Source organism: Streptomyces sp. NPDC041129, from assembly GCF_055592265.1.
On the sequence record NZ_JBVIYV010000002.1, the window covers coordinates 873374 to 899142 of the forward strand.

Consider the following 25769-nt stretch of genomic DNA (forward strand, 5'->3'; position numbering starts at 1 on the left):
GAGAGCAGATTATGAAAGACCAGCGCAGCGGATCACAGATCCTCTACGGCTTCCTCCCGCAGCAGACCGCCGACCTCAAGGGGGGCATCTGGCTGACTACTGAGTGGAAAGATCCGCGCCCGGTCGACGTCGACGACTCGATCATCCGCACGCGGCTGATCGCCGAACTTCAGGGCTGGGTCGCGCACGGCATGGACCCCGGCGCGGTCAACTTCCTTCGTTCTGGCGGCGCAATCGAGGTTGTGGCGGTCAACCCCGAGCGCGGTGTGCGTGTCGAACGCTATCCCCAGGTGTGGGTGTGTCGTATATGCCGGCGTGTGGAGACTGGCGCGCCGAAAGCCTGCGTCTGCAGCAACAACCGCTGGCAGCAGCTGCACTTCGTCGGTTTCCATGACTGTGGACTCCTCGAACAGCCAGTGATCCCTACGTGCCCTGAGCACCACCAAGTTCGCATGCCACACCAGTCCAGCATGGACGCCTCGCGGATCCGCTTTGAGTGTCCGGTGTGCCACCGTGAGATTCGGAAGGGTTTCGGATACCGCAAGTGCCCCTGTGGCCGTAGGTACTCTGATACCAGGAACAGTGAGTACCTGCGGTACAACGTCCACCGCTCCGCTAGCGTTTACACGCCCCAGACCTTCACGCAGATCAACCCAGCCAGCCGGGCCGCGATGCGCCGGGTTACCGAGTCTGGTGGCCCGCGGCGAGCGTTGCTCTGGGCTTTGGGCGGCTTCGAGGACGCCGAGCCGGGGGCCGGACGGCGGACGCAGGCGGCGATAGTCGACCAATTGGTCGCCTCGGGGCTTACGCGCGCGGTGGCCGAGCGTATGGCTGCCGTGGCCAGCGCAGCTGGTGAACTAGGGGCCGAGGAAGACCTTGGTGCGCTCGCGAACGCCAACGTAGACCAGATCGAGGCTGCGGAGCGTGAGGCAGTCGATGTCGCCCTCGCCGCAACTGAAAAGGGCTCCCGCCGACGGGTTGACGACTTGATCACGCCCTCGACACCGAGCGACGCGCTCACGCGCTACCGACATGATTACCCAATCGCGCTGAGACGGGCAGGTCTGGCCGGAGTCGATCTCTTCACTGACTTTCCCGTTCTGAAAGCCGTCTATGGCTATACCAGGGGCAGCGGCGAACCGGGAGCCTCCCGTCTGAGTTTGTACACTGGCAAGAGCGGCCGGCGGGTGTACGCGGACTTGCGCGCCACCGAAGCGCTTTTCTTCCGCCTTGATCCGTTGATGGTGCACGCCGCCCTGCGAAGCCGTGGCCATGTGTTGCCAGGCGTGACCGACGCCCGCGAGGCTCGTGCCGTTCTCGCGGCCGGCGTGAATCCGCCGTCCCGCTTCAGCGACCCACAGGACGCGGACCCCCTGGGCCGTGACCTGCTAACCCTGATTCACTCCTATGCCCACCGTGCCATCCGCCAGCTCGCGGTTTTCGCCGGCGTTGACCGAGAAGGCCTGGGTGAGTACCTAGTCCCCCGGCACAACGGGTTTTTCGTGTTCGCTGCCAGTCGAGGCGACTTCGTGCTCGGCGGTCTGCAGGCCGTGTTCGAGAACGATTTGCACCTGCTGCTGGCAACCATCGCAGGCGCCGAATCGCGGTGTGCCATGGACCCAGCCTGCGAACGAAATGGTGGGGCGTGCCATGCCTGCCTGCATCTCGGGGAGCCAGCGTGCGACCACTTCAACCGGTACCTGAACCGTACCGCTCTCTTCGGCCCGGACGGGTTTCTTGCCGCGGCAACGCCGATCACGAAGTGACGGTCACAGCGCAGGGGGAGGGTTCACTTCTGTTGCCTCGCTGCTAGCCACCGATGCTCACCTGCTCTTTGCCGGCAGGTGTACAACGGGTGGGGGTTGGAAGCGCTGCAGCCAATTGTATAGCTGGGCTCGCGCATGGGGTGCCACGCTAGGAAGTCCGGCGGTGTAGCGACTGCTGACCACCTTTTTCGTGAGCGGTATTCCATGCTTGATAGCGAACAGTGCCGAGGTAACCTCGTCGACGCGCTTACGACGTGTACGGTAGAAGGCCGACGTTGCGGTGAACCGGTTAACACCCACTGATTCGATCCGCTTCTGGATTGACAGGTCAACCGAAGCGGGTATACCGATAATTCGCCAAGCCTCGTCCACCACCGACCTGAGGTGAGGTGCCACTGGTGCGCTGCGAAACAGGGCAGTCGCGAGAAGTTGAGCAGCGCGCTGGAAGGGCTGGCCCTCATAGTCGGTGAGCTTGGCAACCTCAGTCGGAAGCCAAACGAGGTTCGGAATGAAGCTGTAAAGGTGTGGTATCCGGCTCGCGAGGACGGCCTGGCCAACTTCTCGCCATATATGTGCCGCAGTGAACCCAGGGCCCATCTTTGCGCCGTCAAGAGGGTGCCCAAAAGGAGCGGTAACACTCAGAGAGCGGGCTGTTCCCTTGATGAACGAGTTATCGTCCAGACAGTACCCGCGCAAGTCCGGGCTGGACCACCGTTCTTCGCGCACGCCCCCAGCGCTACGGCAGGACAGATCACGTACAGACCATGGCAGCATCACAGGCCAGGCAGCGTACGCATCCAGTGGTAGCCAAATCCCTGTCCGGAGAATCACGTCGATTGGGTCTTTCTCGGCTACACGCGAAAAATCAGGCACGGAATGCGCCAAAACGTCCCAGCCTGGGACTCGTCTGGTAACCATTTCACCGTCCAGTAGCCGTAGTTGTGGTGCGAAAGATTATCTGGCCCGACGTCTCTGGGGTGGACTCAGAACCTACAGAACAGGGACGGAGATGACGTTCCCCGATGACTGGGTCCTCGCTGGCCCACGAGGCGAGAAGCTGCGGCAGCTCGGCAATGTCGTTCCGGTCAAGCTCGGCGAGACCTTCGCGGGGCAGTCCTGACCGCCCTCCATGACGCCGAGGGGCGGACATGACGCGACCGGCCAGCCGACACGTTTGGAGTGACCAGCTCCCACCCGAGCGGGCCTGGAAGGCGAGAGCGGGGATGACCAGGGTCGCCCGCTCGGTGGAGCAGGATCCCGCGGCAGGCGGCCGCCACCGTCGCGCCGTTGTGATCGATGACGAACGACGGGCTACCGGATCCATCGCGCTTCGCCACTACCGCCGCACGCGTCGGATCCGCGCGCACCTCTGTTGGTCCCAACAGGGCTCTTAACGAGAGCATTACGTGGGCCAGGTCAACGCCACGACTCGGGCCGCCAACCTTGCTCAAGCCTGATCCATGGCTCGGGCCGCCGGGATGGTCACGGATGAGGTCCTGCCGACCGGCTCCAAGGCCTCCTCGATGGCCGTGCGCGCCGTCATGGCGACCAACAAGGGGCGCGACACGAAGCTGGAGCTCCTGCTCCGTTCGATCCTGTACCGCAAGGCCTTCGGTACCGCGTGAACGTGCAGCCACTGCCCGAGCTCCGCCGCACGGCCGATCTAATTTTCCCCAAAGCCCACGTCGCCCCCTTCGTCGACGGCTGCTACTGGCACGGGTGCCCCGACCACTACCGTCCCGCCATGAAGCGCTCCCGATTCTGGCAAGACAAGATCCAGGGCAATCAGGCCCGGGACGCCGACACGAACCAGAGGCTTCGAGAGCAGGGCTGGGGGGTCGTTCGGGGTCTGGGAGCACGAGGCCCCGAACGCCGCTGCCGAGAAAGTCGTAGCGGCACTCGAGCAACGGTGAACGATGCCCGTCGCGGCTACCGTGGCAGGCTGTGGGCATGCTTCGGGAACCCACACAGCTGACGATCGGCGACGACGGACAGGTCCAACTCCCCCTCGGCCTCCTGGCGGAGGCCGGCCTGAGCCCCGGCTCCGAAATCCTCGCTTACAGCATGGGAGACGGTCGCATCACTCTTCGCCGAGCTGAGGACGCGATCGGCGAGCTACTTTCCACGGGAGACCTCACGTAGGCGGGACCCGTCTGGGGACAGTGGCCGTTCAGATGGGCCTTTCTTCGAACGCACTGATTCGCAGCTGCTGATTTTGCTGTGATTTACGAAAACGTTGGGCCGACCACTCGCACCGACGGGTGCGGGGGACTTGGTGGGACCGGTATCCCTACGCGGTGGCCGCCTCAGCGGGAGCCTGTTGGGGAATCGCGGTCGTCGGCATGTGCGCACGGTGCATGTCCCAGTGCTTAGCCAGCCACTTGAGGTGATCGGCCGTCATGGTTACGGTCAGCGGGGCGCCGTCCAGCCTGGCGTAGTCCGGGTACGCCTTGAGAACGTTGGCCAGGTGCAGAGTCTTGGTCCGGGGGTTGACGGAGATCAGCCCGAGATCGAAGAGCCGATGCATGTCACGACGCAGCAGCAGACCACCGCCCTTATGGTGTTTGCCGTTGGCGGCGTAGCTGTACAGGTGCGCCGCTTCCAACGCCTGGACCGGGGCCGGACCGGTGAACGCGCATACCTCGCCGAACATGTCCAACAGGTACTTGCGGAAGGCGGGCTGCCCTTTACGTACGCGGATGGTCGCGGTGCCGTGTCCTTCGGCGATCACCTGCTGGGTCGTGTCGATGATGCCCAGCGGAAGCGGCACGCCGCCGTGAGTGAGGGCGTGCTGGAAGTCGTCCCAGCGCAGTTCGCGCAGGCTGTTCTGAGACGCGCGTTGCACGCACAGCATGCGCAGCTCGGGAGCGGTCAGGGTGCCGCGTGCGTCAATCCAGCCGGCCTCGTGCCGGCTGCGGTAGGTGGTGACCTGCTTGCGCTTCCAGCCCGCCTGGTCTGATTCGTGCTTGCACTTCTGGTTCCAGCACACGAACCGGGGCAGCTTCTTCTTCCGCTCGGCCACATCGGCCTTGCCGCACTTGAGACAGTACGGGGTTTCCTTCTCGGCCTGCCCGACCTCGATGTCCTCAATCACCGACAGACCCAGCAGCTCGGTGGAGTCCCACAATGCGATCACGTCACCGACCTTCAGCTTGGCGTGGTTGTTCACCGTGTTGTCCCAGCTGTAGTGGGTAGAGGGGTTGTCGTCGTAGCCCTCGCTCACCCGCTTGCTTCCAGCCTTCGCCAGCACCAACCACGCCGTCATTAAGCCCTCCAAGGCATCTCGAACCAAGGTGCCTCCATGCCGGAACGAGCCCGCACGAGCGCCTGGAGCAACGTAGCGGGCTGCACTGACAATCCCCTCTCGGCCTCCTGGCAGGGCTCGGTCTGAGTTGTGGCTCCGAGATGGTTGCCTGCAGCACCGTGGGCATCCGACGCCGTTTACGTGGCGGTGGATGTCACCTCAATCATGATCAGACGTCGGCTGGATTGCTTAACGGTCGCTGTGCCCGGCGCTTGCAGAGAGACTAGCGATCGGCGCTGAAGGTTGGGGCGCCTCGCTGCTGGGCTGCCAAGCCAGCACTACTACGTTGACCGTGGTCCGCCGAGAGAGTCGGTGGACCCCTCGAGGCCCGGAGCTGATAGTGGGCAGGTCGACGCTCTCACCGTCGAGTCAGGTTGGGGCCAGATTCCGCCTACAGGGGGAGGTGGTGTTCTCCTCGGGACGGCAGTCTGCGAAACCTGTCCAGGTCGAGCTTGGTCGGTTTGCAGGTCAGGAGCCGTTTGGACATGCGCCCCCAATCTCTCACTTGGTAGATGACGCTAGGATCCGCCTCTGACAGGGCCGCGGGGGGCAGCTTCCTCACATCCTGCCCGTGGCACTGCATTGCCGTAGTGATGCCCACCCGTCCTTGCTGGGTAGTGCTGGCAAGCGGTGAGGCCAGCCCTGCTGGCTCCTAGAGTCGGGCCGGGCACGTCACGCCCCCGCTTCCTCTTGCCAGTTTCTCGGTTTCCCTGCGATGCGGCGGAGAGGTCGACTTAACTTTCCTCAGCAACGCCGTCCCGGTCGAGGAGTCCAACATGAGCCTCATCTACCAGCCGTCCAAGCAAACAATTGGCCAGCTTCTCAACGACACGAAGAAGACCTCAGTCCCTGACTACCAGCGGGACTACAGCTGGACCGCTAGCCACGTAGATTACTTCTGGCAGGACGTCGTGCACTTCGCAGACGGCCTCATTGGTAGAGATATGGCGGACGAAGAGTACTTCCTTGGGTCCATGGTTAGGGTTGATCTCCCCTCTCATTTTGAGTTGTTGGATGGACAGCAGCGACTGGCAACCGCAGTAATCCTCCTATCGGCCATCCGGGATCATCTGCGGCCGTTGAACAGGCGAGTGGCGGATAAAACACAGGATAAATACATTGCCGAAGAAGCCGATCGTTCCGGGGAACTCGCTCCCTCTCTGCGGCTGAGCAGGTACGATCGCGATTACTTCCGGCGGCGCATTCAGGAAGACCCGGGAACCGAGGTGGAAGCAAAAACTCGCAGCCAGAGATTGATTAATGAGGCGCGCAATAAGTTCGACCTTGAACTCGCTAACGTCCTAGCCGTCAAGGCTGACGAAAGGGAGAGAGAGCAATGGCTGATCTTCCTGAGAGATGTGATTGTAGATCACCTGACAACGGTGACTGTCACGTGCGCAAGCGAACGCTATGCGGCCAGCATTTTTGAGACCCTAAACGACCGAGGTTTGGGGCTCTCCACAGTGGACCTGCTGAGGAATTTTGTTTTGCGCCGGGCTGCTGAGCCCGATCGCGAGGAAATCATCAGCCTCTGGCATCAAATTCTCGATGAGTCTTCCTCCGTGGACGTAGACGACTTTCTGCGGCATTATTGGACTTCCCGCCACGGAGACATTAAGTCACAAAGGCTCTACCGAGCAATCCGTGACCAGATGGAAGAGGACGCAACTCCCAGTGTTGAATTTATGCGCGACCTCGCTGACGCGCATAAGGACTACGTTCGGATCATCAGCGGAAAATTCCAGGATGCCCGTGTTCGCGATGTGCTCCAAGATGTATTCTCCCTCAAGGCAAAGATGCTCTACCCCCTTTTTCTGAGTGCACTTGCTTCGGGGGAGGAAAACTTTTCCGGGCTTGTGGAGGCTGCAATCACGTACTACACGCGTGAAGGGATCGTGGCCAAACGGAATGGATCCCAGATGGAGCGGATCGTCTTTTCTGCTGCCGTAGATCTCTATAGGCGCAAAGATGTCAAAAGCGTGTTCTCCGCGTTGCTCCGAGAAAGTGCCGACGATAATGTCTTCGAGGCGGCGGTGAGCGGTCTGAGAGGTCTCGACGCACCCTCGGCCAGATATCTCCTTAAGGAGATCGAAATGTCTCTCAGGAACGGTGAAGAGACTAAAGTCGGACGCCCCCCCAAGGTACACGTCGAGCATGTCTATCCCCAACGCCCTCGCAGTGAGTACAGGTGGTCGAGTCATGCCGAATATGTCGGCAAACTGGGAAATCTGACTCTTCTTTCGCGAGCAATTAATACAAGGATCAAGAATGCGCCGTTCGCCGAAAAAAGGCAGCACCTTGCAGAGTCGGAGTTGCTGATCACTCAAGAGGTGGCAAGCCACACTGAATGGAATGAGGCTGCGGTCGACTCCCGGCAGACGTTGCTGGGTGAGCGCATCAAGAAGATCTGGGCTTGGCCACAATTCGTGGTGGAGGCGGCGGACGAACTGCGCGCATTGGAAAGTGAAGGAGATGTTGTAATTCCGAGCCAGTCAACAGAGACTCGGGCTAAAGCGGCGAGTAAGCCAAACCCCTAGCGATACCACGGTCAACCCCAGCTTCCATCCCGTCTACCGTCGACGCACACTCCGTGGAGCAGGCGCGGTGCCTGGCGTCCAGGTGGAGCGCGCCACTGTACGAACGACTGTGAGGATTGATCACGGCGCAGCTCGGCAGGGCTGACCCGCCGAACGATTGACGCTTTGAGCTGTCCTCACCAGGAATCGTCGGCCAGCTGGGCGGCGCTTTGTACGCGGCCGGTCGGGCACCTGCGACTTTATAGGAGCCCGGCCAATTCGTCTGCCTCGTAGAGGCGAGCTGCGCTTTGTAGAGCATGCTTGAGGTCACTCGAACTGAAGCTCCTCTTGGGTCCCGTCGAAACGGATGGTTCGTGGCAACGGGGATCCCCCCAGAGGTATGGGCGGGCGAAATCGTCGGGAGCGGGGGTCACGCACGCAGTCACTGTGTGCGGCCACTTGCCAATGTGGCTCTTAGGAATATATGGTCCGCTGACTCCCGATGTTGCCCGCGGTTGCTTGCACTACCTAAAAAGCGGTTATCGCGTTCAGGTTGATAGCGCTGCAATGTGTTGGACGAGTTCTCCCTCGTCCATCGAGCATTGAGCAGTGATCATGGGCCACCATTGGCTTTCTCTGGTGGTATATGGATTGCCGGCATTAGAAATTAGCGAGCGTGCCCTCGTAACGACGAACCCGTGGCGTGCCCTGGAGGCCATGACGAGAACCACTCGGAGCTCCTCTTCCAGTTGCGCTGCACTGCTTGCCCGGCTGTCCGGAATATGGAAATCTTCAAAGCCGGGGACGAACACCCAGTCAAATTGTTGGCCTTTCCCTGTGTGTGCGTTGAGAAGGTGGACACCGGGCTCGATTGCTGTCTCGCTGTCCACGACGCGTAGCTGAGCCGCCGCAGCAGTTAGGGATCCTGCCTGAGCCACGAGCCCTTCGAACTCCGACAGAGCAATTTCTACTTGCTCCAACGTCTCGACGTCGCCTTGGTCGATGCCGTCCAACACGAGGCTGCGCAGCAAACCCAGGTCGGCTTGGCGTGGCAGCCGGCCAACTGCTGTAACGAGGCGTTGCACCATACTGCTGTCCTCGAGTGCGAGGTCCCAGCGCTGGCACGCCAACTGATCTGCGGCCGCAAAAGCCGCGTCCACGGCCCTGCGCCGCCAACCGGAACGGGTGATGATGCCGACGGTGCCTTTAGGATTTGCTGTGAGGATGTCTGTCGCTCTCTGCACGAGCCACTCGGCCTCCTCGGTACCGCTGGTAAAGATGGCAGAGCCTGCTGCCCCGCCCGAGGGCCACGCATCAGGCTGCGCAGCTTGGAGGTCGCCGCTGCCATTAAGCCTCGCCGAGACATGGTTCACGACGGCAAGCACTGCTGGAGAGGAGCGGTAAGAAAGAGTGAGTCGATGTGGTTCGCCACACAGTGTTCGCAGTTGCCGCTCGACTTCTGTTGGCCTAGCACCAGCCCAACTGTAAATACCCTGCAGCGGATCACCTACGAAAGTGCGACTTTTACCGCTGGCCAGGGCAATTTCCAATTGCTGAGGCGACAAGTCTTGGAACTCGTCGACTAGAACCGCCCTGTATCGCGACTGATAGAGATTTGCAATTTCGGCAACTCTGAGCAGCCGCTGTGCGTGCCGCAGCAAATCGTCGTAGTGAAAGATCCCTGCTTCTATGCGTCCTGCTTCGATTTGTTGGGCATGGACGTTACCGCTTGCGATGAGAGCAGCATGCACTACGGCGTCATCGTACGGGCCCTGCTTAGCGCTCGACAAAGCCGCTTCGATGCTCTTTCGAAGATTTATGGCTGCACCGACATTTAGGCCTTCTGTATATGTGGAAATAGCATCACTGAGCGTTGAGCGCCCGGGCATGGGAGTTTCTGGCGCCAGGTTGAGCGTCCGACCATGTGCGCGAATGATTTCGGCGGCATGCCCGTGGAAGTTAGTAACTCGCACGCAGCGCGAGAAACGTTGAGACCCGAGGGCACGCCTTAGACGCTCGCGCAAATTCTGTGTCGCACGGTTGGAAAAAGTCAGCGCCAGGAGCCGTTGGTGAGGCTCAAGACCATCGAGTAGGTGGACAGCGCGCCGCGATAGCAACTCTGTCTTACCGCAACCCGGTGGCGCAATGACCAGCAGGTTTGCTTGATTGCTGTATGCCGGGTCGGACTCATGTCCTGCGCTCATGCTTCGGCCAGTTTCTTCGCCTTGGAGAGGACCCCAGCAACGCTGGTGATCGCTTCAGCGTGCTCGCGTGTCATGGCCGATGCGATCGCTGTGGCGGCGTCCGTCTTGTTCTTGCGGCAGAAGGCCGCGACGCCCTCCGAAGTGAGGTCACTTTCCTGCGAAACACCGCATGCCTGAAGGAGTCCATCAAGACGACAAACGCCGGCGTCGACGAGGATGCGGCCAGCTACCGGGCCGGTCAAGGCCTTGCAGTACTCGTCTTCAAGATCACGATCGCTGGACCAGACCTTCGTGCCGAGCAGGAGCTTGGGCTTGCCACCGATGGCGCCGGTGAAGATGCCCTCCTCCGCTTTGTCCACTAGACCGAGGACGTGCACACCAAAACCCTTGTCACCGAGCATTTTGTAGACATGCCTGAACTTGTCGGCACCGTCGAGTTCGAATACGACGACGCCGCTCCGGTCGAGGCCGATGCCTAGTGCCCGCGCTGCAGCCTCCACGATGATCCTGTCAGCTACACCTTCAACAGTAATCACGAAACGGGCAGTCAGTGCCTCGAGGAGACGTGGAGACCACCACTGGGAGCGTAGTTTTTCCACCGCCCCAAGTCCCGCATCTGGAATCTGATGCACGTTACCGCCAGGAGCGACAACGAGGACCTGGGAAGGTTCGAACCGCTGAAGGACGTACGGCGAGTGTGTACAAACAATCTTTTGGTTCTCGGATGCGGCAAACAGGTCGGCGATGGTTCGTTGACTCGAAGGATGAAGGTGCAGTTCTGGCTCGTCGACAGCAATGATGTTCGCGGCATTTTCGGCCAAGTCGAAGAGAGTCAGCGACATCAACTGACGCAGACCGTCCGACTGTTCCGTGATCGGCTTGTACTCATCATCACGTTGTAGAAACATGGAGACGCCCTCCAGAACGGAGGCCCCCGGATCTGCTGCCGTGCGCACAGCTAGGTCGTCGGCGGTGATCGGACGCGGCATGGCCTTCGCCAGATGCCCAGCGATTTTCCTTCGCAGGTCACTCAGACTTTCACTGGCGTGGAGCTTGCTATTGAATTGGCTCAGGATCTCGGTGAGAACGGCTTTCTCGGAACCGAGGTCAAGGCCGTCGAGCATTAGCTGTAGGGCGCTATTCGGACCGCCGAGTTGGAAACCACTGGTTCCACGCGTTGCAGGGAGGTATCGCCAACCGATCGCTTCGAGCTGCTGACGGGTGGGCGCACGACGGTCCGCAGTTCCCGTAAGGACCCGGTGGATGACGACAGCTTCGACGTCGTCCTCGTTGGGCGCCACTTCAAGACGGACAGTCAGTGATGCCTTCTTAGTGGCGGAGTCGATGTCGATCTCGCGGTGAAATAGCGCCTTCTCGGTGTTGGAGAAGTCGGCCAGAACTGCCTCCACGGTGAGTGGACGTCCCGGGTCTCGGAGATCAGCCCGAGACAAGCTCTGATATAGATAACCGAGCGTGGCGCCCAGCGTGAGATTGAGTAGCCGCAGTAGTGACGTCTTGCCAACGTCGTTTGCGCCGACAAGGACGAGATGTTTGCGGACTTCGACGTCGAGATCTTGCAGGCGGGCATAGTTAGAAATCTTCAACTGAGTGAGTCTCACTGGTGCCAACCTGCCCATCTCGGTGCCGGATTCAGACACTGACCGCTGGCAGCGGCAAGGCTTCCGGGCAGACTCGTCGCGGTACTGAGGGTCACCCGGACAGGCTACGACGATCAGGACATCCCAGCAGCCGTTTTCTTCGTTTACTACCCCAAGCCCGCGCAGGCCCATCCCGGTGTCGTGAGTGCTGCCAAGCCCGGTTTCGCCCGTCCGCGCAGGTGCATCCTGCACACGGTCCAGCGCGCAGAGTTGGGCATTGCGCCTCCGCGACATGGCACCGTGTGAGGCCCCCACCCACCACCGGTCGCGTCTGGCTCCGGAGACCTATGACCCAGCGCGGAGTCAGCATGCTCCATCTGTGATTGAGTGCTTGGATGCCCCGCGATGCCTCAACTTTGTGGTGTGAGGTTGGTGGAGCGGCTTTGGGCTGGAGCTGCTTTGGCGCGAGTGATCATGGCCCCGTAAGCTTCCGGCGCGTCGGGCAGTCTGTGGACCTGCCCGCTAAAGCACGACGTTGGGGCCGTGATCTGCGAGGCTCGCGCCAAAGTGGCTGCCTAAAGCCGTGGAGCCGACCGCCCCAGCCACGACGTACCTCTTCTCTGGCATCAGGTGGCTGACTGCTCTGAGCGCAGCACGGGCGCCGGCCGGGCTGGAGCGGGGCGGAGACAGGAGCGCAGGCCCGGCCGGCGCCCGGGCCGCGCGCGGCGAGCGGAGCGAGCCGCCTTGAACCCGTGAAGAAAGTTGTTACTCACGTGCCGTCTGGGATGCGCCACAAGGGCGCGTCGTACTGCTTCGGCCAGCTATCGATGAGCAGCCGCCGCAAGTCGTCGCGCTGAGAGCCGCTGAGATCCAGTGCCTCAGTGATGCGGCGGAACGTTGTGTGGCTGATGCCGTGGGCCCGGGCTTCGCGCTCGAACTCCTCGAGCTGCGGCCAGATAGCCGCTGGGTCCAGCTTGGCCGGCTCCCGGTCGTCGAGCCATAGGGCCTTGTTGCGCTCGTAGTCGATTTCCGAGGAGCCACAGATCTCGCGGCTATGGGCTTCGGCCTCATCCAAGTGCGCTGTAGCCATGATGGCTCGGGCCAGCTCGTTGCGGCTGATGGCGTCGTCCAGTTCGACCTCGTGCACCCGCGGGCTCTCATCCGTGAGCGGTACGGGGAGTCCTGCGTCTCGGATCTCGCATGTGCCTCGTACGCCTCGGGCCGCTGCCGCAAGGAGGGCTGTCGCTTCGGACGGGTGCCACTCCAGGACGGCGCTGATCGCGTCTGCGTCACTTGCGGTGAAGGTATGGACGACGGGGCCCAGCACGTCCCCCATGTCTTCCTGCTTGAGTTCGCCGTCCATTCCCGGACCCGCGACCAGGAGTCGCACCGGTGCGTTCACCTGGCAGCATGCGGCAAGCGTGAGTGCGTCAGCTAGTGGGCTCCTGAGTGTCGGCTCGTCACCCCGCGCGAGGATGTCCCCACCGACGTCCAGGAGGTCGATCGACTCGGGCTCCATGTGGCTCACCAGGTCTTCGAGCTGATGGGTGAGGCCTTCGGCGCCCCCGGACGGGTCGAGTAGCGCCAAGATGTGCGGGAGCTCCGATGCGAGTCGGGGGAGCGTGGAGCCTGCGGGCGCGATGGGGCGGGCCTCTGCCGGTACTGCCCAGACGGCCGGGGTGAGACGTTGCAGGCCGGTGAAGTCGCCGGGCCGCCGCGGGCCCGGTAGCGGGTCGATCAGGAGGCGGTCCCATGCATACGTGAGGATCACCGCCTGGTCCTCCCCGCCGTAGAGAGCGGCGTGAAGCATTGCGGCGGCGACTGCGTCGCCCCCTCCTCCTGCTGCGACGATCAACCGCGTCATGCGTTCAGACTACGGGTTCACAGGTTGGCCACTCACTCTATAGTGGCTAAAGGCCATAGCCACTTGGACTAGGAGGGGAAGATGCCTCAGATCGAGGAGGCTCAACCGAAGTACCTTCAGATCGCCCACTACATCCGTGATCAGATCCTCAGGGGTGACCTGCGCCCGGGGGACGAGGTGCCCTCGGAACGGCAGCTCGCCGTTGACTGGAAGGTGTCCCGCCCTACGGCGGCGCGGTCACTGGAGGCGTTGAGTCATCAGGGCCTGGTCGAGAAGCGTCAGGGCTCGGGGACCTATGTGCGCAGTCTCGAAGTGAACCGGCGCGCAAGGGAGTTGTACGGGCGGGCGCGGCAGACTGGGAAGATCTATACGCCGGGGGAGTACGCGGTGATTACTTCGGCCGGCTGGCTGGAGGCGCCGGACTACGTGGCCGAGGCACTGGGTCTGGTGAAGGATCGTCGAGCCGTGCACCGCCGTCGAGTGACGAACAACCAGGACGGTCCGATCACGCTGTCTACCTCCTGGTTCGCTCCAGAGGTCGGCCAGCGAGCGCCCAAGCTCACGGATCCGGAGCGGATCCAGGAAGGGACGCTCATGTACGTCGAGAGGATGACAGGGCGTCAAGGCAGCTACGCCGAAGACCGCATGTGCGCTCGGGCTGCGACGGGTGAGGAGGCGGACGATCTGCGGCTGGAGCCGGGATCTGCGGTCCTCATCGTCCATCACGTCGTCTTTGACCTCCAGGATCGGCCCTTGGAGTTCGCCGAAGCCACCTACCCGCCGCACCGCTGGGCGTTCGAGCAGGGATACCCGCTCACCTGACGACTCGCCAGTTACGGCGAACCGCTTGCACTCCGCAAGTGGCCAATGCCACTATCCAGGAAGTGGCTAAGGCCACTTGAGGAGAAGGGGGCACGGCGTGACGAGTCGTCGGCCGGCGCAGGGTGCGCCGTTAGCTTGCCGGGGGTGTCGGGGGCGTGGGTGGAAGCGCGTCGGCTCTCGGACGGAGCTGGCGCTCTCCACGGCCAACGACCGCAGCCGTGCCACGTCGAAGCGGCGCTGCCTCGACTGCGACGGCAGCGGCAAGGAGTGAGCACCCATGGCGTACACGATCGACCGATACCCGTGCCAGGACTCACCGCGACTCGGAGCGATGACCTTGCAACCCGTTCCTGAGTCCGTGCCGCGAGCCCGGCGCTGGTTCCGGAAGTTCATCGCTCCTCACAACCCGAGCTGCTCGGTCGACGACTGCGCGCTGATGATCTCTGAGCTGGTGACCAACGCCATCAGCTACGGCACGTCGGATGACCCCTGGCTGGTACGAGTCGAGTGGTTCCGTGAGGGAACCTCGCTCCGCGTCGAGGTGCACAACCCGGGCTTTCCGGCGAACGTGCGGCTGCGGCACCCTGAGGCGAACGACGCACACGGGCGGGGGCTGGTTCTGGTCGACTCCATCGCCGACTCCTGGCACTCGGGGCCCAGCTACTTCGGTGGAACTGTCGTCTCCTTCGTGGTGGCCGATGCCTGGCCGGCGTGATGGGATAGCCCACCCCTCCTACTGTCGGTGTGCAAGTGTCGCTAGTCTGGTTGACCAGTTGACTTGGCCAATCCCGACAGGCGGCGTTCATGGCGTATGAAGTGGAGCCACCGAAGTACGTGCGCCTCGCGCAGACGCTTCAGCGCCGTATCGAGGACGGCACCTACGCGCCGGGTACTCGTGTGCCGAGTGAGAACCAACTGGTGCAGGCATTCGGGATGTCTCGCCCGACCGTCGTCCGGGCGCTGGAGCTGCTGAAGCGGGACGGTTGGCTCGAGTCCCGGCAGGGGTACGGCACGATCGTCCGCGGTCGTCCGGAGGTCGTCGAGCACAAAGACCGGCGGGGGCGCGAGGCGCTCGAACGCGACGAGTCGCAGGACGCGGGCCGGCTGATCGAAGTCGGACACGTGGCTGTCCCGGCTCGGGTCGCTTCTGCGCTTGGCCTCCCGAGGGGAACCGACGTGCTCGTGCGCCGCTTCCTGGTCGAAGAGGGCGGCGAGGCGGTCGAGTTGGTCTCCTCGTACTTTCCCGCCGGCTTGGCTGAAGGTACTGAACTGGGTTCAGACAAGCCCTTGAGTGGAAGTACCCGTGAGCTCCTCGAGACACGTAAAAAGATCCGCTTTGATCACGTGGTCGAGCGCGTGTCGGCTCGGCTGCCCGAAGAGCGTGAGGCCGAACTACTGGGGCTGCCGGACGGTGTCCCTGTTCTGAGCGTCCTGGTTATCGCCTGCGACGCCTCCGGTCGTTCCCTACAGGTCTCCGACGTGCTCCTCCCGGCTGACCAGCACGAACTTGAAGACACCTACCGCCTGAGCTGATGCCGCCCTTCGGGCGAACCTCCGTCGATAGCAACTTGACAAGTCAACCTGGCAACCCTAACTTCGAACTTGCTAAGTCAACCTGTCAGGCCGACAGGTTGATCGACTCTCAGAGGGAGAATCCCTGTGCGTGTGATCCGCATTGACGCTTCCGCCGCCACGATCCTGCTCACTGAGGCCCCGGCGCCGAAGGTGCGCGACCGGCAGACCGGCGAGATCGCCAAGGACGCGCTGACCGGCGAGGCGCTGATGACCGTCGGCGTCGTCTACATCGACGAAGGCGAGTCGTCGCTGATCCAGGTCACCGTTCCGGAAAGCGGAGTGACCGAGGGCCTGACGGTAGGTGCTCCGGTCTCGCTCCCGGGCCTGGTGGCGCGGCCGTGGCAGAGCGTCTTCAACGGCCAGGAGCGACACGGGATCGCCTACCGGGCGACCGCCATCGCTTCGGGTGCCTTCCCGATGGCCCAGGCAGGCTGATCGCTGTGACGGACCTGGTGACGTTGGCGGAGCTGGGCGGTCCTCTCGCCGTGATAGGCGGCGCCGCCTACGCCCGGCACGCCTACCCGGCGGTGTACTGGTCCACGGTCGGGCTGCCGCTCTCGGTAGCCCGGCTGCTGGCCTCGTACTCCTCGACAATGGATGCCTGCGGCCTCACTGTGGAGCCGTCCCGGTGGCGGGCTCTGGCTGTCCGGGCGACCACCCGCCGTGAGGTGCGGCCGGTGCCTCCTCGTCGGGGGATCATCCGGCCTACGTCGACTGGTCTGCGCATGCGGCTCCGGCTGGTTCCTGGACAGGAGCCGGCGGACGTGGCGGCTTCGGCCGAACGACTTCGGCATGCCTGGGGCGTCCACGCAGTTCATGTGCGGGACGTGAAGCCGGGTGTCGTCGAGTTGTGGCTCGTCGGCTTCGACGTCCTGCAGCAGGTGAGGATGCCCCGTCGCTCCGACAGTCGCCCGCTTCAGGTGCCCGTTGCGTTACGGGAAGACGCGACCGCCTTCGTGCGGGACTACCGGACTGTTCCGCATGAGCTTGTGCTCGGTGCCACGCTCTCGGGCAAGTCCATGTACCTGCGGAACCTGGTGACCGGGCTGGCTGCTCAACCGGTCGTGCTGGTCGGCATCGACTGCAAGCGGGGGGTTGAGCTGGCTCCCTTCGCGTCACGGCTCTCCGCCCTGGCAACCGACCCGGATCAAGCGGCTGAGCTGCTCCCCGTGCTCGTCAAGGAAATGGAGGATCGATACGACCTGATCAAGACGCGACAGGGCATCGCGCCCGGCACCGCTGAAGAACTGATCACCTCGGACATCTGGGGACTTCCGGAGGACGAACGACCCGCTCCACTTGTTCTCTTCATCGACGAGGTTGCCGAGCTCTTCATGGTCGCCACGCGAAAGGAGGAGGAACGGCGGGACGAGATGGTCACCCAGCTCATCCGGCTCGCCCAACTCGGCCGGGCCGCTGGAATCTACCTCGAGGTCTGCGGGCAGCGCTTCGGCGCCGAACTCGGCAAGGGCGCGACCATGCTCCGAGCGCAGCTCACCGGTCGTGTCTGCCACCGCGTGAACGACGAAGCGTCGGCGAAGATGGCGCTCGGTGACATCGCCCCTGAGGCCGTCCAAGCATCGTGCGCCATCGCCCCCGAGCTGCCCGGCCTGGCTGTCGTCGGCGACACCTCCGGCGGCTGGTCCCGCATACGTACTCCCTACCTCTCCCTAGCCGACGCTGCGGCCACCTGTCGTGCGACGGCTCACCTTGCGCCTGACCTCCCGGCGCTCAATCCCTTCCGGCCCTACGTTTCGCCGCTGCCGGATGTGGCGCCTGGCTCCATGGCCACAGCTCGCCCGGTCACCGAGTAACCGCACTCACTCCCACGGCTGGCACGGCCGTTCCGTGCCAAGTCCCTACCCCCTCCATGCCTGGAACCGGAAGGAGTCGCGCCGTGCGTGCCCTGCCCGTCCGCCTCGACGCCGTGCTCGTCCAAGCGGTAATCGCCGCCGCGCTGTCCTTTGCCCACCTGCACGATCTGGCATCGGCCGCCGGACAGCACGGATGGAAGGCATGGGCTTACCCGGTCTCCGTCGACCTGCTTCTCGTGGCTGCCTGGCGGCGGCTCCGGTGCGGTGGGGCGAAAGCGGCAGGCTGGTGTTGGTTCCTCGTAGCCCTGACCGCATCGCTCGGCGCCAATGTCTCCACGGCCGGGCTGCTCGACCTGGGCGCCGTACCGGCCTGGCTGCGCATTCTTGTAGCCGGATGGCCCGCGGTCGCCTTCCTTGGCGGAACGCTGCTCGCTCACGGTGCAACCTCCGTCACCCAGGCGGAGGGGCGCGAGTCCGCCCCGGAACCCATGGCACCAGAACCTTCCGCCTCTGCCCCTCAATTGCCCGCTGCAGAGACCGAACCGATTCCGCCCTCCGCTTCTGCGGTTCCGCCGGCGCTCATCGCACTCGCGCGCAAGGTCGCCCACGAACACCGCACCCGGACCGGATCACCGATCGACATCTCAACCCTTCGAGCCCGGCTCGGCGTTCCGCTGCCGCTGGCCGAAGCCATCGCTACCCAACTCACCTGACCCGGAGGACTCTTCACCGTGCGCCCGTCCACGCTCCGCGCGCTGCAACGCGCCGCCGAGCTGACCCGACAGAACCGCCTCACCGAAGCCGTGCTCATCGCCGAACCGGTGATCCTCGCCGCCGACAGCTACGAGGGCGACGAGATCTTGCGCTGGCTGGCCGAGCACGCCACCGACTTCACCGGCGTAGACCCGAAGGAGACCCGCTGATGAGTGCCAATCGCCGCTTCCGCAACGTCACTCGCATAGGGCCTGTCCAGGTTGCCACCTACTACGACGGCCGAGGGCGCGAGAAGCACACCGCAGCCTGCACGGCTCCTCGCTGCGGCTTCGCCACGGATTACGACAGCCGTGCCGCCGCCGAGCTGGCCGCCCGGACCCACCGCTGCGCCGTCCGCTGAGGGAGCTCCCGTGACCGTCTCACTGCCGCTCGTCTTCGTCCTGGGCGTCATCACCTGGGCCGCGATCAAGTTTCTCGGCGTTCGGCTCTGGGTCGCCGTCGTGATCGCGCTGTTCGGCTTCTGGCTCTCGCACACCTTCCTCGCACCCGCCATCGAGTCCGGCACCCGTTCCGGGGTCGGCGTCGTCGACCGCACCCACCACTGACAAGGAGGTATGCCGTGCTCCGCCCCAAGCTGCCCGACATTCCGACCCTGCCGACGACCGCCATCGCGCCTCAGCCGACGCAGGTTCCGCCCTCCTTGGCCGGCCGCTCGGCCACCCCGTTCGTGAGCGTCGGTGTCGGCGCGGTCGCCGCCGTGGTCGTCGTCGGAATCGTGCTCACCGCACTCCTGGCGGCGGTCGCCGTCTCGGCCGTGTCCGTGGCCATCGCCGCCGTGGTCCTGCGCTCCCTCATCAGCAGCGCCAACAAGCGCTGACCGGCCGCCGGGGCGGCAACAAGCCGCCAAGCATCCCGCCGCCCCGGGGCCGTCCCTCCCAACCGTCGGAACAGCCGAAAGGAACTCCCATCATCTCCCGGCAGACTCCGCCACTGGCGGAACTCTCCATGCTGGCATCCCTCGGCACCATGCCCGAACTGGCCCGCCAACTGTCCGGACTGGGCGGCTGTACCCGCCCGGTACGCCTCGACGGACACCGCACCGAACGTGCGGTGGACCAGACGACCGGCGAAATCGGCCGTGTCCTGCACCACCTGGACTCGTCGAACCTTCCTGCCGGCCAACTGCTCGTCCGCTGCAACAACCGCCGCGCCACCCGATGCGCGGCCTGCGCCGAGACCTACCGCCGCGACACCTACCACCTGATCACCGCCGGACTTCGAGGCGGCAAGGGCACTCCGGAACGGGTCGCCACACACCCGCGCGTCTTCGCCACCTTCACCGCTCCCGGCTTCGGCGCGGTCCACAACCGCCGCTCTGACGGTCGGAACTGCCGTTGCGGCGTCCAGCACGAGGAAGGTGACGCAGTCCTGGGGACGCCCCTCGACCTGGAGACCTACGACTACGAAGCGGCCGTGCTGTGGAACGCGCACGCAGGGGCGCTCTGGCGGCGGTTCTCGATCTACCTCCGCCGCGAGGTCGCCAAGCGGGCCGGCCTCACTCAGCGGGCGTTCCGAGACCACGCCCGGGTCTCTTTCGCGAAGGTGGCCGAATACCAGAAGCGGGGTGCCGTCCACTTCCACGCCGTGATCCGCGTCGACGGCCCGGAGGGTGGTGAATCTCCGCCTCCCGCCTGGGCCACAGCCGAACTGCTGACCGACGCCGTCCGGGCTGCTGCCACCACGGCGCGAGTCGATGGACCGGTGATCGGCGAACGGGCCCACGCCTTCGGGTTCGGTCGTCAGCTCGACGTCCGCACCATCCGCTCCGCTGACTTCGACGGCGGCCAGGAGCTGACCGAGCGAGCTGTAGCGGCGTACATCGCCAAGTACGCCACCAAGGGCGCCGAAACTGCCACAGGCACCCTGGACCGGCCCATCAAGTTCCTCGCCGAACTGGCCCAGGCACGGATCACGGAACACGCACGGCGCATGATTCGCACTGCCTGGGCCCTGGGCACACGCCCCGAGCTGGCAGACCTTCGCCTGCGGGCCTGGGCACACATGCTCGGCTTCCGCGGCCACTTCTCCACCAAGTCACGCCGTTACTCGACCACCCTGGGCGCGCTCCGTGACGCCCGTGCCGACTGGCGCCGGGCTCAAGCGGCTCCGCCCGTCCCGCAGGACGGCGAGACCACGCTCGTCCTCGCTCACTGGGTCTTCGCCGGCACTGGCCTGTCCCGCGCCGAAGCCTGGCTTGCTGCATCCCTCGAACCCGCTCCCGGAACGGAAGGAGAGCCGACATGGACAGCCGCCGCGACGAGCTGATGACCGTTCGCCAAGTCCTGAACGAGCTGGGCGGTGTTTCACGCCGAACGTTCTATCGCTGGCGTGAGTTGGGACAGGGGCCGGCCGCATTCAAGCTCCCCAATGGTGAGCTGCGAGTGTGGCGTAGCGATTTCGCCTCGTGGCTCCGGCAGCTCGAGGAGGCGGCGTGAAGTCTCTCGACGTCAAGGTCTGGGGCGTGCGTAAGCGGGACACCAAGACGCCCTCTTACGGAGTGCGCTGGTCTGTCGCGGGCAACGTTTTCTCGGACTCGTTCCGTACCAAGGCGCTCGCTGATCACTACCGAGCGAAGCTCATGAGTGCCATGCGGGGCGGCGAAGAATTCGACACGGAGACTGGTCTTCCGGCTTCGATGGAACAGAAGAAGTCGCCGTTGTCCTGGTACGACTTCGCCCTCAGGTACCTCGCGATGAAGTGGCCTCACGCTGCACCCAATACGCGCGACGGCATCAACGAATCTCTTACGAGCGTGACCATGGAACTTCTCCTGGAGCGGCCAGGGCGGCCGTCCGACGAGGAGATCCGCAAGGCCTTACGCAACTGGGCCTTCGTGTTGCCAGGGCCCAAGGACCGGGAGGTTCCAGATAACGTCCGGAACGTTCTGCACTGGGTGGCAAAGGCCTGTCGGCCGCTTGCGGATCTCGCTGAACCGGCAACGGCCCGTGCGGTGCTCGACGGGCTGAAGCTCAAGCTTGACGGCACCGCGGCAGCGGCCGAGACAGTGCGGCGGAAGCGGCGGACTCTCGTAAACGCCGCGAACTACGCGGTTGATCTGGGGGAGCTGCGTGAGAATCCGATCACGGCGGTTCGCTGGCAGAAGCCGAAGGTCTCGAACCAGGTCGATCCGCGCGTTGTCGCCAATCCGGAGCAGGCACGCAACCTCCTGGCGGCGGTGTCCTACGTGGGCGGCTACCGGCGTGCTCGCGGCCGGCGCCTCGTCGGGCTGTTCGCGGCTATGTACTTCGGTGGCCTCCGTCCCGCCGAGGCGGTCGGCCTGGTCGAGACTGACCTTGCCCTGCCTGAGCAGGGCTGGGGATCGGCGCTGCTCCACCGAACCCGTCCTTCGGTCGGCAAGCAGTGGACGGACTCGGGGGAGACCCACGACGACCGCGGGCTCAAGAACCGGCCGACTGAGGACGTTCGGCGTGTGCCCATCCCGCCCCAGCTCGTCGCCGTGCTGCGCGAGCACCTGGCTACGTTCGGCACGGCGGATGACGGGCGGCTCTTCTTCAGTGAGAAGGGCTCGGTTGTCCCGTCCTCTACCTACTACCGCGTGTGGCAGGAGGCCCGCCTCCTGGCGCTTCCGCCGGCGGTCGCGGCCTCGCCGCTTGCGAGCAGGCCGTACGACCTTCGGCACTCGGCGCTGTCGACGTGGCTCAATGCGGGAGTGGATCCCACCGAGGTTGCCGAGCGCGCCGGCAACAGCGTTGAGGTCCTGCTGACCCGGTACGCGAAGTGCCTCGATGGACGTCAGGACGTTGCCAACCGGCGTATCGAGGACCTGCTCCGCGAGTACGAGTGAGACAACCTGCACCCACACTGAGGCCTCAGGCATGCCGCCTGGGGCCTCCCTCGTTTTGGCCCTACCTGCGCCGATGCCTCGTTTGGAAAGGGCGAGCTGAGTTGAGCTGCGTACCCTGCGGTCTTGTGACCTCGTCTCGCTTGCTGCTGGCATATCGGCAACGTCAACGCGGGAGCACAGGGGGCCTTGTGGAACTGCACGTCACGCGCTGGAAGCGGTACGGGCATGATCGTCTGTACGCCAACCTGCCTGATGGCACCGCGGTCGGTTGGGCGGACGTCACGACGGGGGACATCACGGTTTTGCGGGCCGAGTGTCGTGACGACGTGATCGCCGTGCTCACGAAGCACTTACAGAACCTCACCGAGCCTGTCCCGCCAGACAGGGCGCCGGAGGTTCGGGCGCGTCCGAATCTGCCGCCTCTGACGCCGGGTGACGACCTGGCCGTCAACCCTCCCGGGCAGGGGTTGCGTGATCTGCTCGCCGAATCCGGCCCGGGGCTGATGGAGCGAGTCGTTTCACGGCTTCTTCGGCGACCCTCAGAATGGGACTCCTGGCGAAAGGGATTGGCGGGGGAGCGGCGAGTGGGAGCCGAGTTGAACCGCTTGGGCCGCCACGGCTGGCGCGTCCTGCACTCCGTTCCCTTGGCCAACAAAGTGGATATCGATCACTTACTGATCGGGCCTGGTGGAGTGTTCAGTATCAATACGAAGCACCACCACAAGCGGGCTGTATGGGTCGGGGACGATTCCGTGAAAGTCGATCACGGGAAACCGGCGCCCTACGCACGCAAGAGCCGGGCGGAGGCCAAGCGGGTTGCCCGAGTGCTTGAGCGCTATTGCGACTTCTCGGTGCCTGTGGAGCCGGTGCTCGTCTTCGTGGGTGTCACCGAGTTGAAGGTGGTCGCTACGCAGCTCGATGTCCGGGTGTACCAGGAGCGCCAGGTATCGGCACTCGCTCCCCTCTCAGGGGTTCTGACGGCCGACCAGGTGGAGCAGGTGTACGGCGTCGCTCGTCATCGCCAAGCTTGGAGTCTGGCCTGAGCCGGTGCGTCTCAGCGAGGTGCCTGCCTTCCCTGCCTGCGGGGCCTGTGGATGGTTTCCAGGGTGTGACCGTCGTCGGGGCTGGGTGCCCTGTCAGTGCCGTCTCTTACGCTCCGCTCTTGAACGAGCTGTTCGAGTGGAGAGGGGACGCGGATGGGTGGCAACGCATGGACGCACACGGGCCCGTATCAGCGTGATCTGGCGGCCGCGTTCCGGCAGGAGCAGGAAGACGAGCTGGCACGGGACAGTCACGGCTTCGAGGGGCGGTCCCTTGAGGAACTGTGGCGCGACCCGGAGTGGCATGAGTACATCTTCACCGGCGGCACGGGCTCCGTGTTGGACTTCCCTTGCATGATCGAGGCCGCGGACACCGACGACGGTCCGTTCATGCGGCCGCTGACCGATGACGAGGTGCGAGGGTGGGCTCCTCACGGCCGGCCCACCTACGAGGAGTGGGACGCCGCGCTCGACTCCGAGCAGTTGGACTTCCCAGGCCGCGCCCAGGGGAACTGCACAGTGCTCTACCGCGACGGTAGGCCAGCGCAGATCGCCTACTGGGGGGTCACCGCCGACTAGAGGAGTCGGTACCGCCTTGCGCTGTGGCCCCATACCTGTCCCGGGTCCGGGGCCACATCGGTTTGCGGGGCTCACCTGGGAGAACGCTCCAAGATCCCGTCCACGCCTCGTCCACAGGCCCCGACATACGCCCGCTCCGGGCCGCATACGCCTGCACATACGCGAAGACCCCGGCCTCAGCGTTTCCGCTGGTGACGGGGTCTTTGGGCACCTCATGTTGGGTGCCCCCGGCAGGATTCGAACCTGCGCACACGGCTCCGGAGGCCGTTGCTCTATCCCCTGAGCTACGGGGGCGTGTCGGGCGCTGAGCTGTTCGCTTGCGGCGACGGGTAGAACACTAGCAGGTCCGACGGGGTGATCAGGAACGGGTTTCCAGGGTGCGTCGGGGCGGGTTCGGTCGAGGTGGGCAGGGGTGGGACGGCGGTGTCGCGCGCACGGGGTGGAAGGGTGTCGCTCGCGCGGGGTGGAAGTGGGGAAAAGCCGGACGCGGTGGCCGGCGCCGACCTACTCTCGAGTTGTGCCAGGCGCGTCGGGTCGGGTGCTTGTTGTGGACGACAACAAGGTCATCCGGCAGCTGATCAGGGTCAACCTCGAGCTGGAGGGGCTTGAGGTCGTGACCGCGGCTGATGGTGCCGAGTGTCTGGATGTCGTGCATCGGGTTCGGCCCGATGTCGTCACCCTCGACGTCGTCATGCCCCGGCTGGACGGGCTGCGGACCGCCGCACGGCTGCGTGCGGATCCTCGTACGCGTGATCTTCCGCTCGCCATCATCAGCGCCTGTACGCAGCACGAGGTGGAGAGCGGGCTCGACGTCGGTGTCGACGCCTTCCTCGCGAAGCCCTTCGAGCCCGCGGAGCTCGTCCGGCTCGTCAAGCAGTTGATCGAGCGGAAGCCCGGGCGCAGTCGGCACGGGGACGGCGAGGGTGAGGAGCCAGGGGAGGGTGACGAGGGCAGCGGTGGGGGCGGTGACGGGGCGGGGGTAGTGGTGGGGTGAACGGGGTGATGGGGTAGCTGGTGGGGTGGCCCCCTGCCCGCTTCCGTCTCGCACCGTAAAACCGCCTCGCATACCCACCCCCCACCTCCCCTACGCTTGTCCCGTGACCCCCGTCGAGCTCTCCCGCACCGTGTTGCACGCGGTGCGTGCTGCCGTGGACGGCGGGGAGCTGTGTGTGGACGTGGTGCCCGAGCGGGTCGTCGTGACCGAGCCGGGGCCCGGGGGGTGTGGGGACTACGCCACCAACGTCGCCCTTCAGCTCGCCCGGGCGGCCGGGCGAGCGCCCTTGGATGTCGCCGACATTCTCCGCAAGCGGCTTCTCGAGGCCGATGGCATCGATGACGTCGTCGTCACCGGGCCGGGATTCCTCAACGTCACACTCGCCGACAGCGGTGAGACGGCTGTCGGTCTCGTCACCGAGATCCGCCGCCTCGGCCCCGCCTACGGTCACGGTGACACCCTCGCCGGGCAGGTCGTGCTGTTGCGGGTGCCGTACGAGGTGCGGGCCGAGGTCGTCGCCGACGCGGTCGTGCGGATCGTCGCGACCCAGGGCGGGCGTGCCGAGGTCGAGCACGGGGAGCCGGTGAACCTGCGGCCCGTGCCGGCGCCGGAGGATCCCGCGCCGCTCGGGGCCGACGCCGCCCAGTGGGCGCTGCTGCATCCCGCGCCGCACGACCGGCCCCGGATCACCGCCGACCACCTGGTGCAGCGGGAGGGCAATCCGCTGTTCCGGGTGCGGTACGCCTACGCCCGTACCCGGGCCATGACCCGCGGTGCCGCCCGTCTCGGGTTCGGTGCCGAGCCCGGACCCGTGGCGGCCCGCGAGGTGGTCGCCGCCCTGGCCGACCACCCCCGCATCCTCACCGCGGCCGCCACCCATCGCGCCCCGGACCGGCTCGCCCGGCATCTCGTCACCGTCGCCGATGCCGTGCTGCCCTTCCTGCCCACCGTGCTGCCGCGCGGCGAGGAGAAACCCTCGGCCGCCCACCGTGCCCGGCTCGCCCTCGCCGAAGCCGCCGGGACGGTGCTGGCCGGTGGCCTGTACCTGCTCGGCATCGACGCACCCGAACACCTCTGAGGCGACCCAGGACGCCCCGGAGAGAGACAGAGAGTC

General features: G+C 64.8%; 25 protein-coding genes and 1 tRNA gene. 21 read left to right on the top strand and 5 right to left on the bottom strand.

Features of this window, described 5'->3' with window-relative positions:
• The first annotated feature begins 11 nt into the window (after positions 1–11).
• The 3 genes from ACZ6B1_RS12195 (at position 12) to ACZ6B1_RS12205 (ending at position 3741) form a co-directional block, all read left to right on the top strand.
• The gene (locus ACZ6B1_RS12195) at positions 12–1766 is read left to right on the top strand and encodes a hypothetical protein (protein ID WP_468777265.1); all 1755 of its coding nucleotides are present in this window, start codon (positions 12–14) and stop codon (positions 1764–1766) included.
• 1460 nt (positions 1767–3226) lie between these two features.
• Positions 3227–3391, top strand: a complete 165-nt coding sequence (locus tag ACZ6B1_RS12200; protein WP_468777267.1) for a hypothetical protein — start codon at positions 3227–3229, stop codon at positions 3389–3391.
• Between the two features lie 2 nt (positions 3392–3393).
• A complete protein-coding gene (locus tag ACZ6B1_RS12205; RefSeq protein WP_468777270.1) occupies positions 3394–3741 on the top strand; it encodes a hypothetical protein in 348 nt (115 codons plus the stop codon).
• Between the two features lie 315 nt (positions 3742–4056).
• Here ACZ6B1_RS12205 and ACZ6B1_RS12210 read toward each other — a convergent pair whose 3' ends face one another.
• Positions 4057–5031: an HNH endonuclease gene (locus ACZ6B1_RS12210; protein WP_468777272.1), complete on the bottom strand. Its 975-nt coding sequence runs from the start codon at positions 5029–5031 to the stop codon at positions 4057–4059.
• Between the two features lie 815 nt (positions 5032–5846).
• On the opposite strand from ACZ6B1_RS12210, the gene ACZ6B1_RS12215 reads away from it, so the two are divergent.
• Positions 5847–7607 (top strand): DUF262 domain-containing protein, encoded by a 1761-nt coding sequence (locus tag ACZ6B1_RS12215; protein ID WP_468777274.1) that lies wholly within the window; start codon positions 5847–5849, stop codon positions 7605–7607.
• Positions 7608–8134: 527 nt separating this feature from the next.
• Here the strand turns inward: ACZ6B1_RS12215 and ACZ6B1_RS12220 are convergent.
• The 3 genes from ACZ6B1_RS12220 to ACZ6B1_RS12230 form a co-directional block, all read right to left on the bottom strand.
• On the bottom strand, positions 8135–9790 hold the full coding sequence (locus ACZ6B1_RS12220; RefSeq protein ID WP_468777277.1) for a UvrD-helicase domain-containing protein: 1656 nt from the start codon (positions 9788–9790) through the stop codon (positions 8135–8137).
• Positions 9787–11409, bottom strand: coding sequence for an ATP-dependent nuclease (locus ACZ6B1_RS12225; RefSeq protein WP_468777279.1), 1623 nt, complete (start codon positions 11407–11409; stop codon positions 9787–9789). The genes ACZ6B1_RS12220 and ACZ6B1_RS12225 overlap by 4 nt, the downstream gene beginning before the upstream one ends.
• Before the next feature lie 748 nt (positions 11410–12157).
• The gene (locus ACZ6B1_RS12230; protein WP_468777281.1) at positions 12158–13252 is read right to left on the bottom strand and encodes a DUF1152 domain-containing protein; all 1095 of its coding nucleotides are present in this window, start codon (positions 13250–13252) and stop codon (positions 12158–12160) included.
• An 81-nt stretch (positions 13253–13333) separates the two neighbouring features.
• On the opposite strand from ACZ6B1_RS12230, the gene ACZ6B1_RS12235 reads away from it, so the two are divergent.
• From ACZ6B1_RS12235 to ACZ6B1_RS12305, 15 genes are all read left to right on the top strand, one after another.
• Positions 13334–14074 carry a GntR family transcriptional regulator gene (locus ACZ6B1_RS12235; RefSeq protein ID WP_123436672.1) on the top strand — a complete coding sequence of 247 codons (741 nt, stop codon included), beginning with the start codon at positions 13334–13336 and terminating at the stop codon, positions 14072–14074.
• 277 nt (positions 14075–14351) lie between these two features.
• The gene (locus ACZ6B1_RS12240; RefSeq protein ID WP_468777283.1) at positions 14352–14789 is read left to right on the top strand and encodes an ATP-binding protein; all 438 of its coding nucleotides are present in this window, start codon (positions 14352–14354) and stop codon (positions 14787–14789) included.
• 89 nt (positions 14790–14878) lie between these two features.
• Positions 14879–15607 carry a GntR family transcriptional regulator gene (locus ACZ6B1_RS12245; RefSeq protein ID WP_468777285.1) on the top strand — a complete coding sequence of 243 codons (729 nt, stop codon included), beginning with the start codon at positions 14879–14881 and terminating at the stop codon, positions 15605–15607.
• Between the two features lie 126 nt (positions 15608–15733).
• A complete protein-coding gene (locus ACZ6B1_RS12250; RefSeq protein ID WP_352144037.1) occupies positions 15734–16084 on the top strand; it encodes an SCO3933 family regulatory protein in 351 nt (116 codons plus the stop codon).
• 5 nt (positions 16085–16089) lie between these two features.
• On the top strand, positions 16090–17463 hold the full coding sequence (locus ACZ6B1_RS12255) for an FtsK/SpoIIIE domain-containing protein (protein WP_468777287.1): 1374 nt from the start codon (positions 16090–16092) through the stop codon (positions 17461–17463).
• An 83-nt stretch (positions 17464–17546) separates the two neighbouring features.
• Complete coding sequence (locus ACZ6B1_RS12260) at positions 17547–18176, top strand: DUF2637 domain-containing protein (protein WP_468777289.1); 630 nt, start codon at positions 17547–17549, stop codon at positions 18174–18176.
• A gap of 18 nt (positions 18177–18194) precedes the next feature.
• Positions 18195–18386 (top strand): RING finger protein, encoded by a 192-nt coding sequence (locus tag ACZ6B1_RS12265; protein ID WP_123436666.1) that lies wholly within the window; start codon positions 18195–18197, stop codon positions 18384–18386.
• Complete coding sequence (locus ACZ6B1_RS12270; RefSeq protein ID WP_123436665.1) at positions 18386–18577, top strand: mobile element transfer protein; 192 nt, start codon at positions 18386–18388, stop codon at positions 18575–18577. Before ACZ6B1_RS12265 ends, ACZ6B1_RS12270 begins: the two co-directional genes overlap by 1 nt.
• A 10-nt stretch (positions 18578–18587) precedes the next feature.
• Positions 18588–18782 carry a hypothetical protein gene (locus ACZ6B1_RS12275; protein ID WP_403675261.1) on the top strand — a complete coding sequence of 65 codons (195 nt, stop codon included), beginning with the start codon at positions 18588–18590 and terminating at the stop codon, positions 18780–18782.
• Positions 18783–18796: 14 nt separating this feature from the next.
• A complete protein-coding gene (locus tag ACZ6B1_RS12280) occupies positions 18797–19054 on the top strand; it encodes a SpdD protein (RefSeq protein WP_403675264.1) in 258 nt (85 codons plus the stop codon).
• Between the two features lie 128 nt (positions 19055–19182).
• Positions 19183–20502, top strand: coding sequence for a replication initiator (locus ACZ6B1_RS12285; protein WP_468777295.1), 1320 nt, complete (start codon positions 19183–19185; stop codon positions 20500–20502).
• Positions 20478–20672 carry a helix-turn-helix transcriptional regulator gene (locus ACZ6B1_RS12290; RefSeq protein WP_355984844.1) on the top strand — a complete coding sequence of 65 codons (195 nt, stop codon included), beginning with the start codon at positions 20478–20480 and terminating at the stop codon, positions 20670–20672. The genes ACZ6B1_RS12285 and ACZ6B1_RS12290 overlap by 25 nt, the downstream gene beginning before the upstream one ends.
• Entirely contained in the window at positions 20669–22042 is a 1374-nt protein-coding gene (locus tag ACZ6B1_RS12295) for a tyrosine-type recombinase/integrase (RefSeq protein ID WP_468777297.1), read from the top strand. The genes ACZ6B1_RS12290 and ACZ6B1_RS12295 overlap by 4 nt, the downstream gene beginning before the upstream one ends.
• A 188-nt stretch (positions 22043–22230) precedes the next feature.
• Entirely contained in the window at positions 22231–23085 is an 855-nt protein-coding gene (locus ACZ6B1_RS12300; protein WP_468777300.1) for a nuclease-related domain-containing protein, read from the top strand.
• 153 nt (positions 23086–23238) lie between these two features.
• Positions 23239–23661 carry a hypothetical protein gene (locus ACZ6B1_RS12305; protein WP_468777303.1) on the top strand — a complete coding sequence of 141 codons (423 nt, stop codon included), beginning with the start codon at positions 23239–23241 and terminating at the stop codon, positions 23659–23661.
• Between the two features lie 222 nt (positions 23662–23883).
• Here the strand turns inward: ACZ6B1_RS12305 and ACZ6B1_RS12310 are convergent.
• Positions 23884–23955 (bottom strand) — tRNA-Arg (locus tag ACZ6B1_RS12310).
• 169 nt (positions 23956–24124) lie between these two features.
• On the opposite strand from ACZ6B1_RS12310, the gene ACZ6B1_RS12315 reads away from it, so the two are divergent.
• Both ACZ6B1_RS12315 and nrtL read left to right on the top strand, forming a co-directional pair.
• A complete protein-coding gene (locus tag ACZ6B1_RS12315; protein ID WP_468777305.1) occupies positions 24125–24655 on the top strand; it encodes a response regulator in 531 nt (176 codons plus the stop codon).
• Positions 24656–24758: 103 nt separating this feature from the next.
• Positions 24759–25733, top strand: coding sequence for an ArgS-related anticodon-binding protein NrtL (nrtL, locus tag ACZ6B1_RS12320; RefSeq protein WP_468777307.1), 975 nt, complete (start codon positions 24759–24761; stop codon positions 25731–25733).
• Positions 25734–25769 lie beyond the last annotated feature (36 nt).

Bases quoted from the DNA above. Each gene is read 5' to 3' on its own strand.
- ACZ6B1_RS12285 (WP_468777295.1), top strand. From the start codon at position 19,183: ATGCTGGCATCCCTCGGCACCATGCCCGAACTGGCCCGCCAACTGTCC.
- ACZ6B1_RS12220 (WP_468777277.1), bottom strand. From the start codon at position 9,790: ATGAGCGCAGGACATGAGTCCGACCCGGCATACAGCAATCAAGCAAAC.
- ACZ6B1_RS12290 (WP_355984844.1), top strand. From the start codon at position 20,478: ATGGACAGCCGCCGCGACGAGCTGATGACCGTTCGCCAAGTCCTGAAC.
- ACZ6B1_RS12200 (WP_468777267.1), top strand. From the start codon at position 3,227: ATGGCTCGGGCCGCCGGGATGGTCACGGATGAGGTCCTGCCGACCGGC.
- ACZ6B1_RS12240 (WP_468777283.1), top strand. From the start codon at position 14,352: ATGGCGTACACGATCGACCGATACCCGTGCCAGGACTCACCGCGACTC.
- ACZ6B1_RS12235 (WP_123436672.1), top strand. From the start codon at position 13,334: ATGCCTCAGATCGAGGAGGCTCAACCGAAGTACCTTCAGATCGCCCAC.
- ACZ6B1_RS12270 (WP_123436665.1), top strand. From the start codon at position 18,386: ATGAGTGCCAATCGCCGCTTCCGCAACGTCACTCGCATAGGGCCTGTC.
- ACZ6B1_RS12195 (WP_468777265.1), top strand. From the start codon at position 12: ATGAAAGACCAGCGCAGCGGATCACAGATCCTCTACGGCTTCCTCCCG.
- ACZ6B1_RS12305 (WP_468777303.1), top strand. From the start codon at position 23,239: ATGGGTGGCAACGCATGGACGCACACGGGCCCGTATCAGCGTGATCTG.
- ACZ6B1_RS12210 (WP_468777272.1), bottom strand. From the start codon at position 5,031: ATGACGGCGTGGTTGGTGCTGGCGAAGGCTGGAAGCAAGCGGGTGAGC.
- ACZ6B1_RS12245 (WP_468777285.1), top strand. From the start codon at position 14,879: ATGGCGTATGAAGTGGAGCCACCGAAGTACGTGCGCCTCGCGCAGACG.
- ACZ6B1_RS12230 (WP_468777281.1), bottom strand. From the start codon at position 13,252: ATGACGCGGTTGATCGTCGCAGCAGGAGGAGGGGGCGACGCAGTCGCC.
- ACZ6B1_RS12215 (WP_468777274.1), top strand. From the start codon at position 5,847: ATGAGCCTCATCTACCAGCCGTCCAAGCAAACAATTGGCCAGCTTCTC.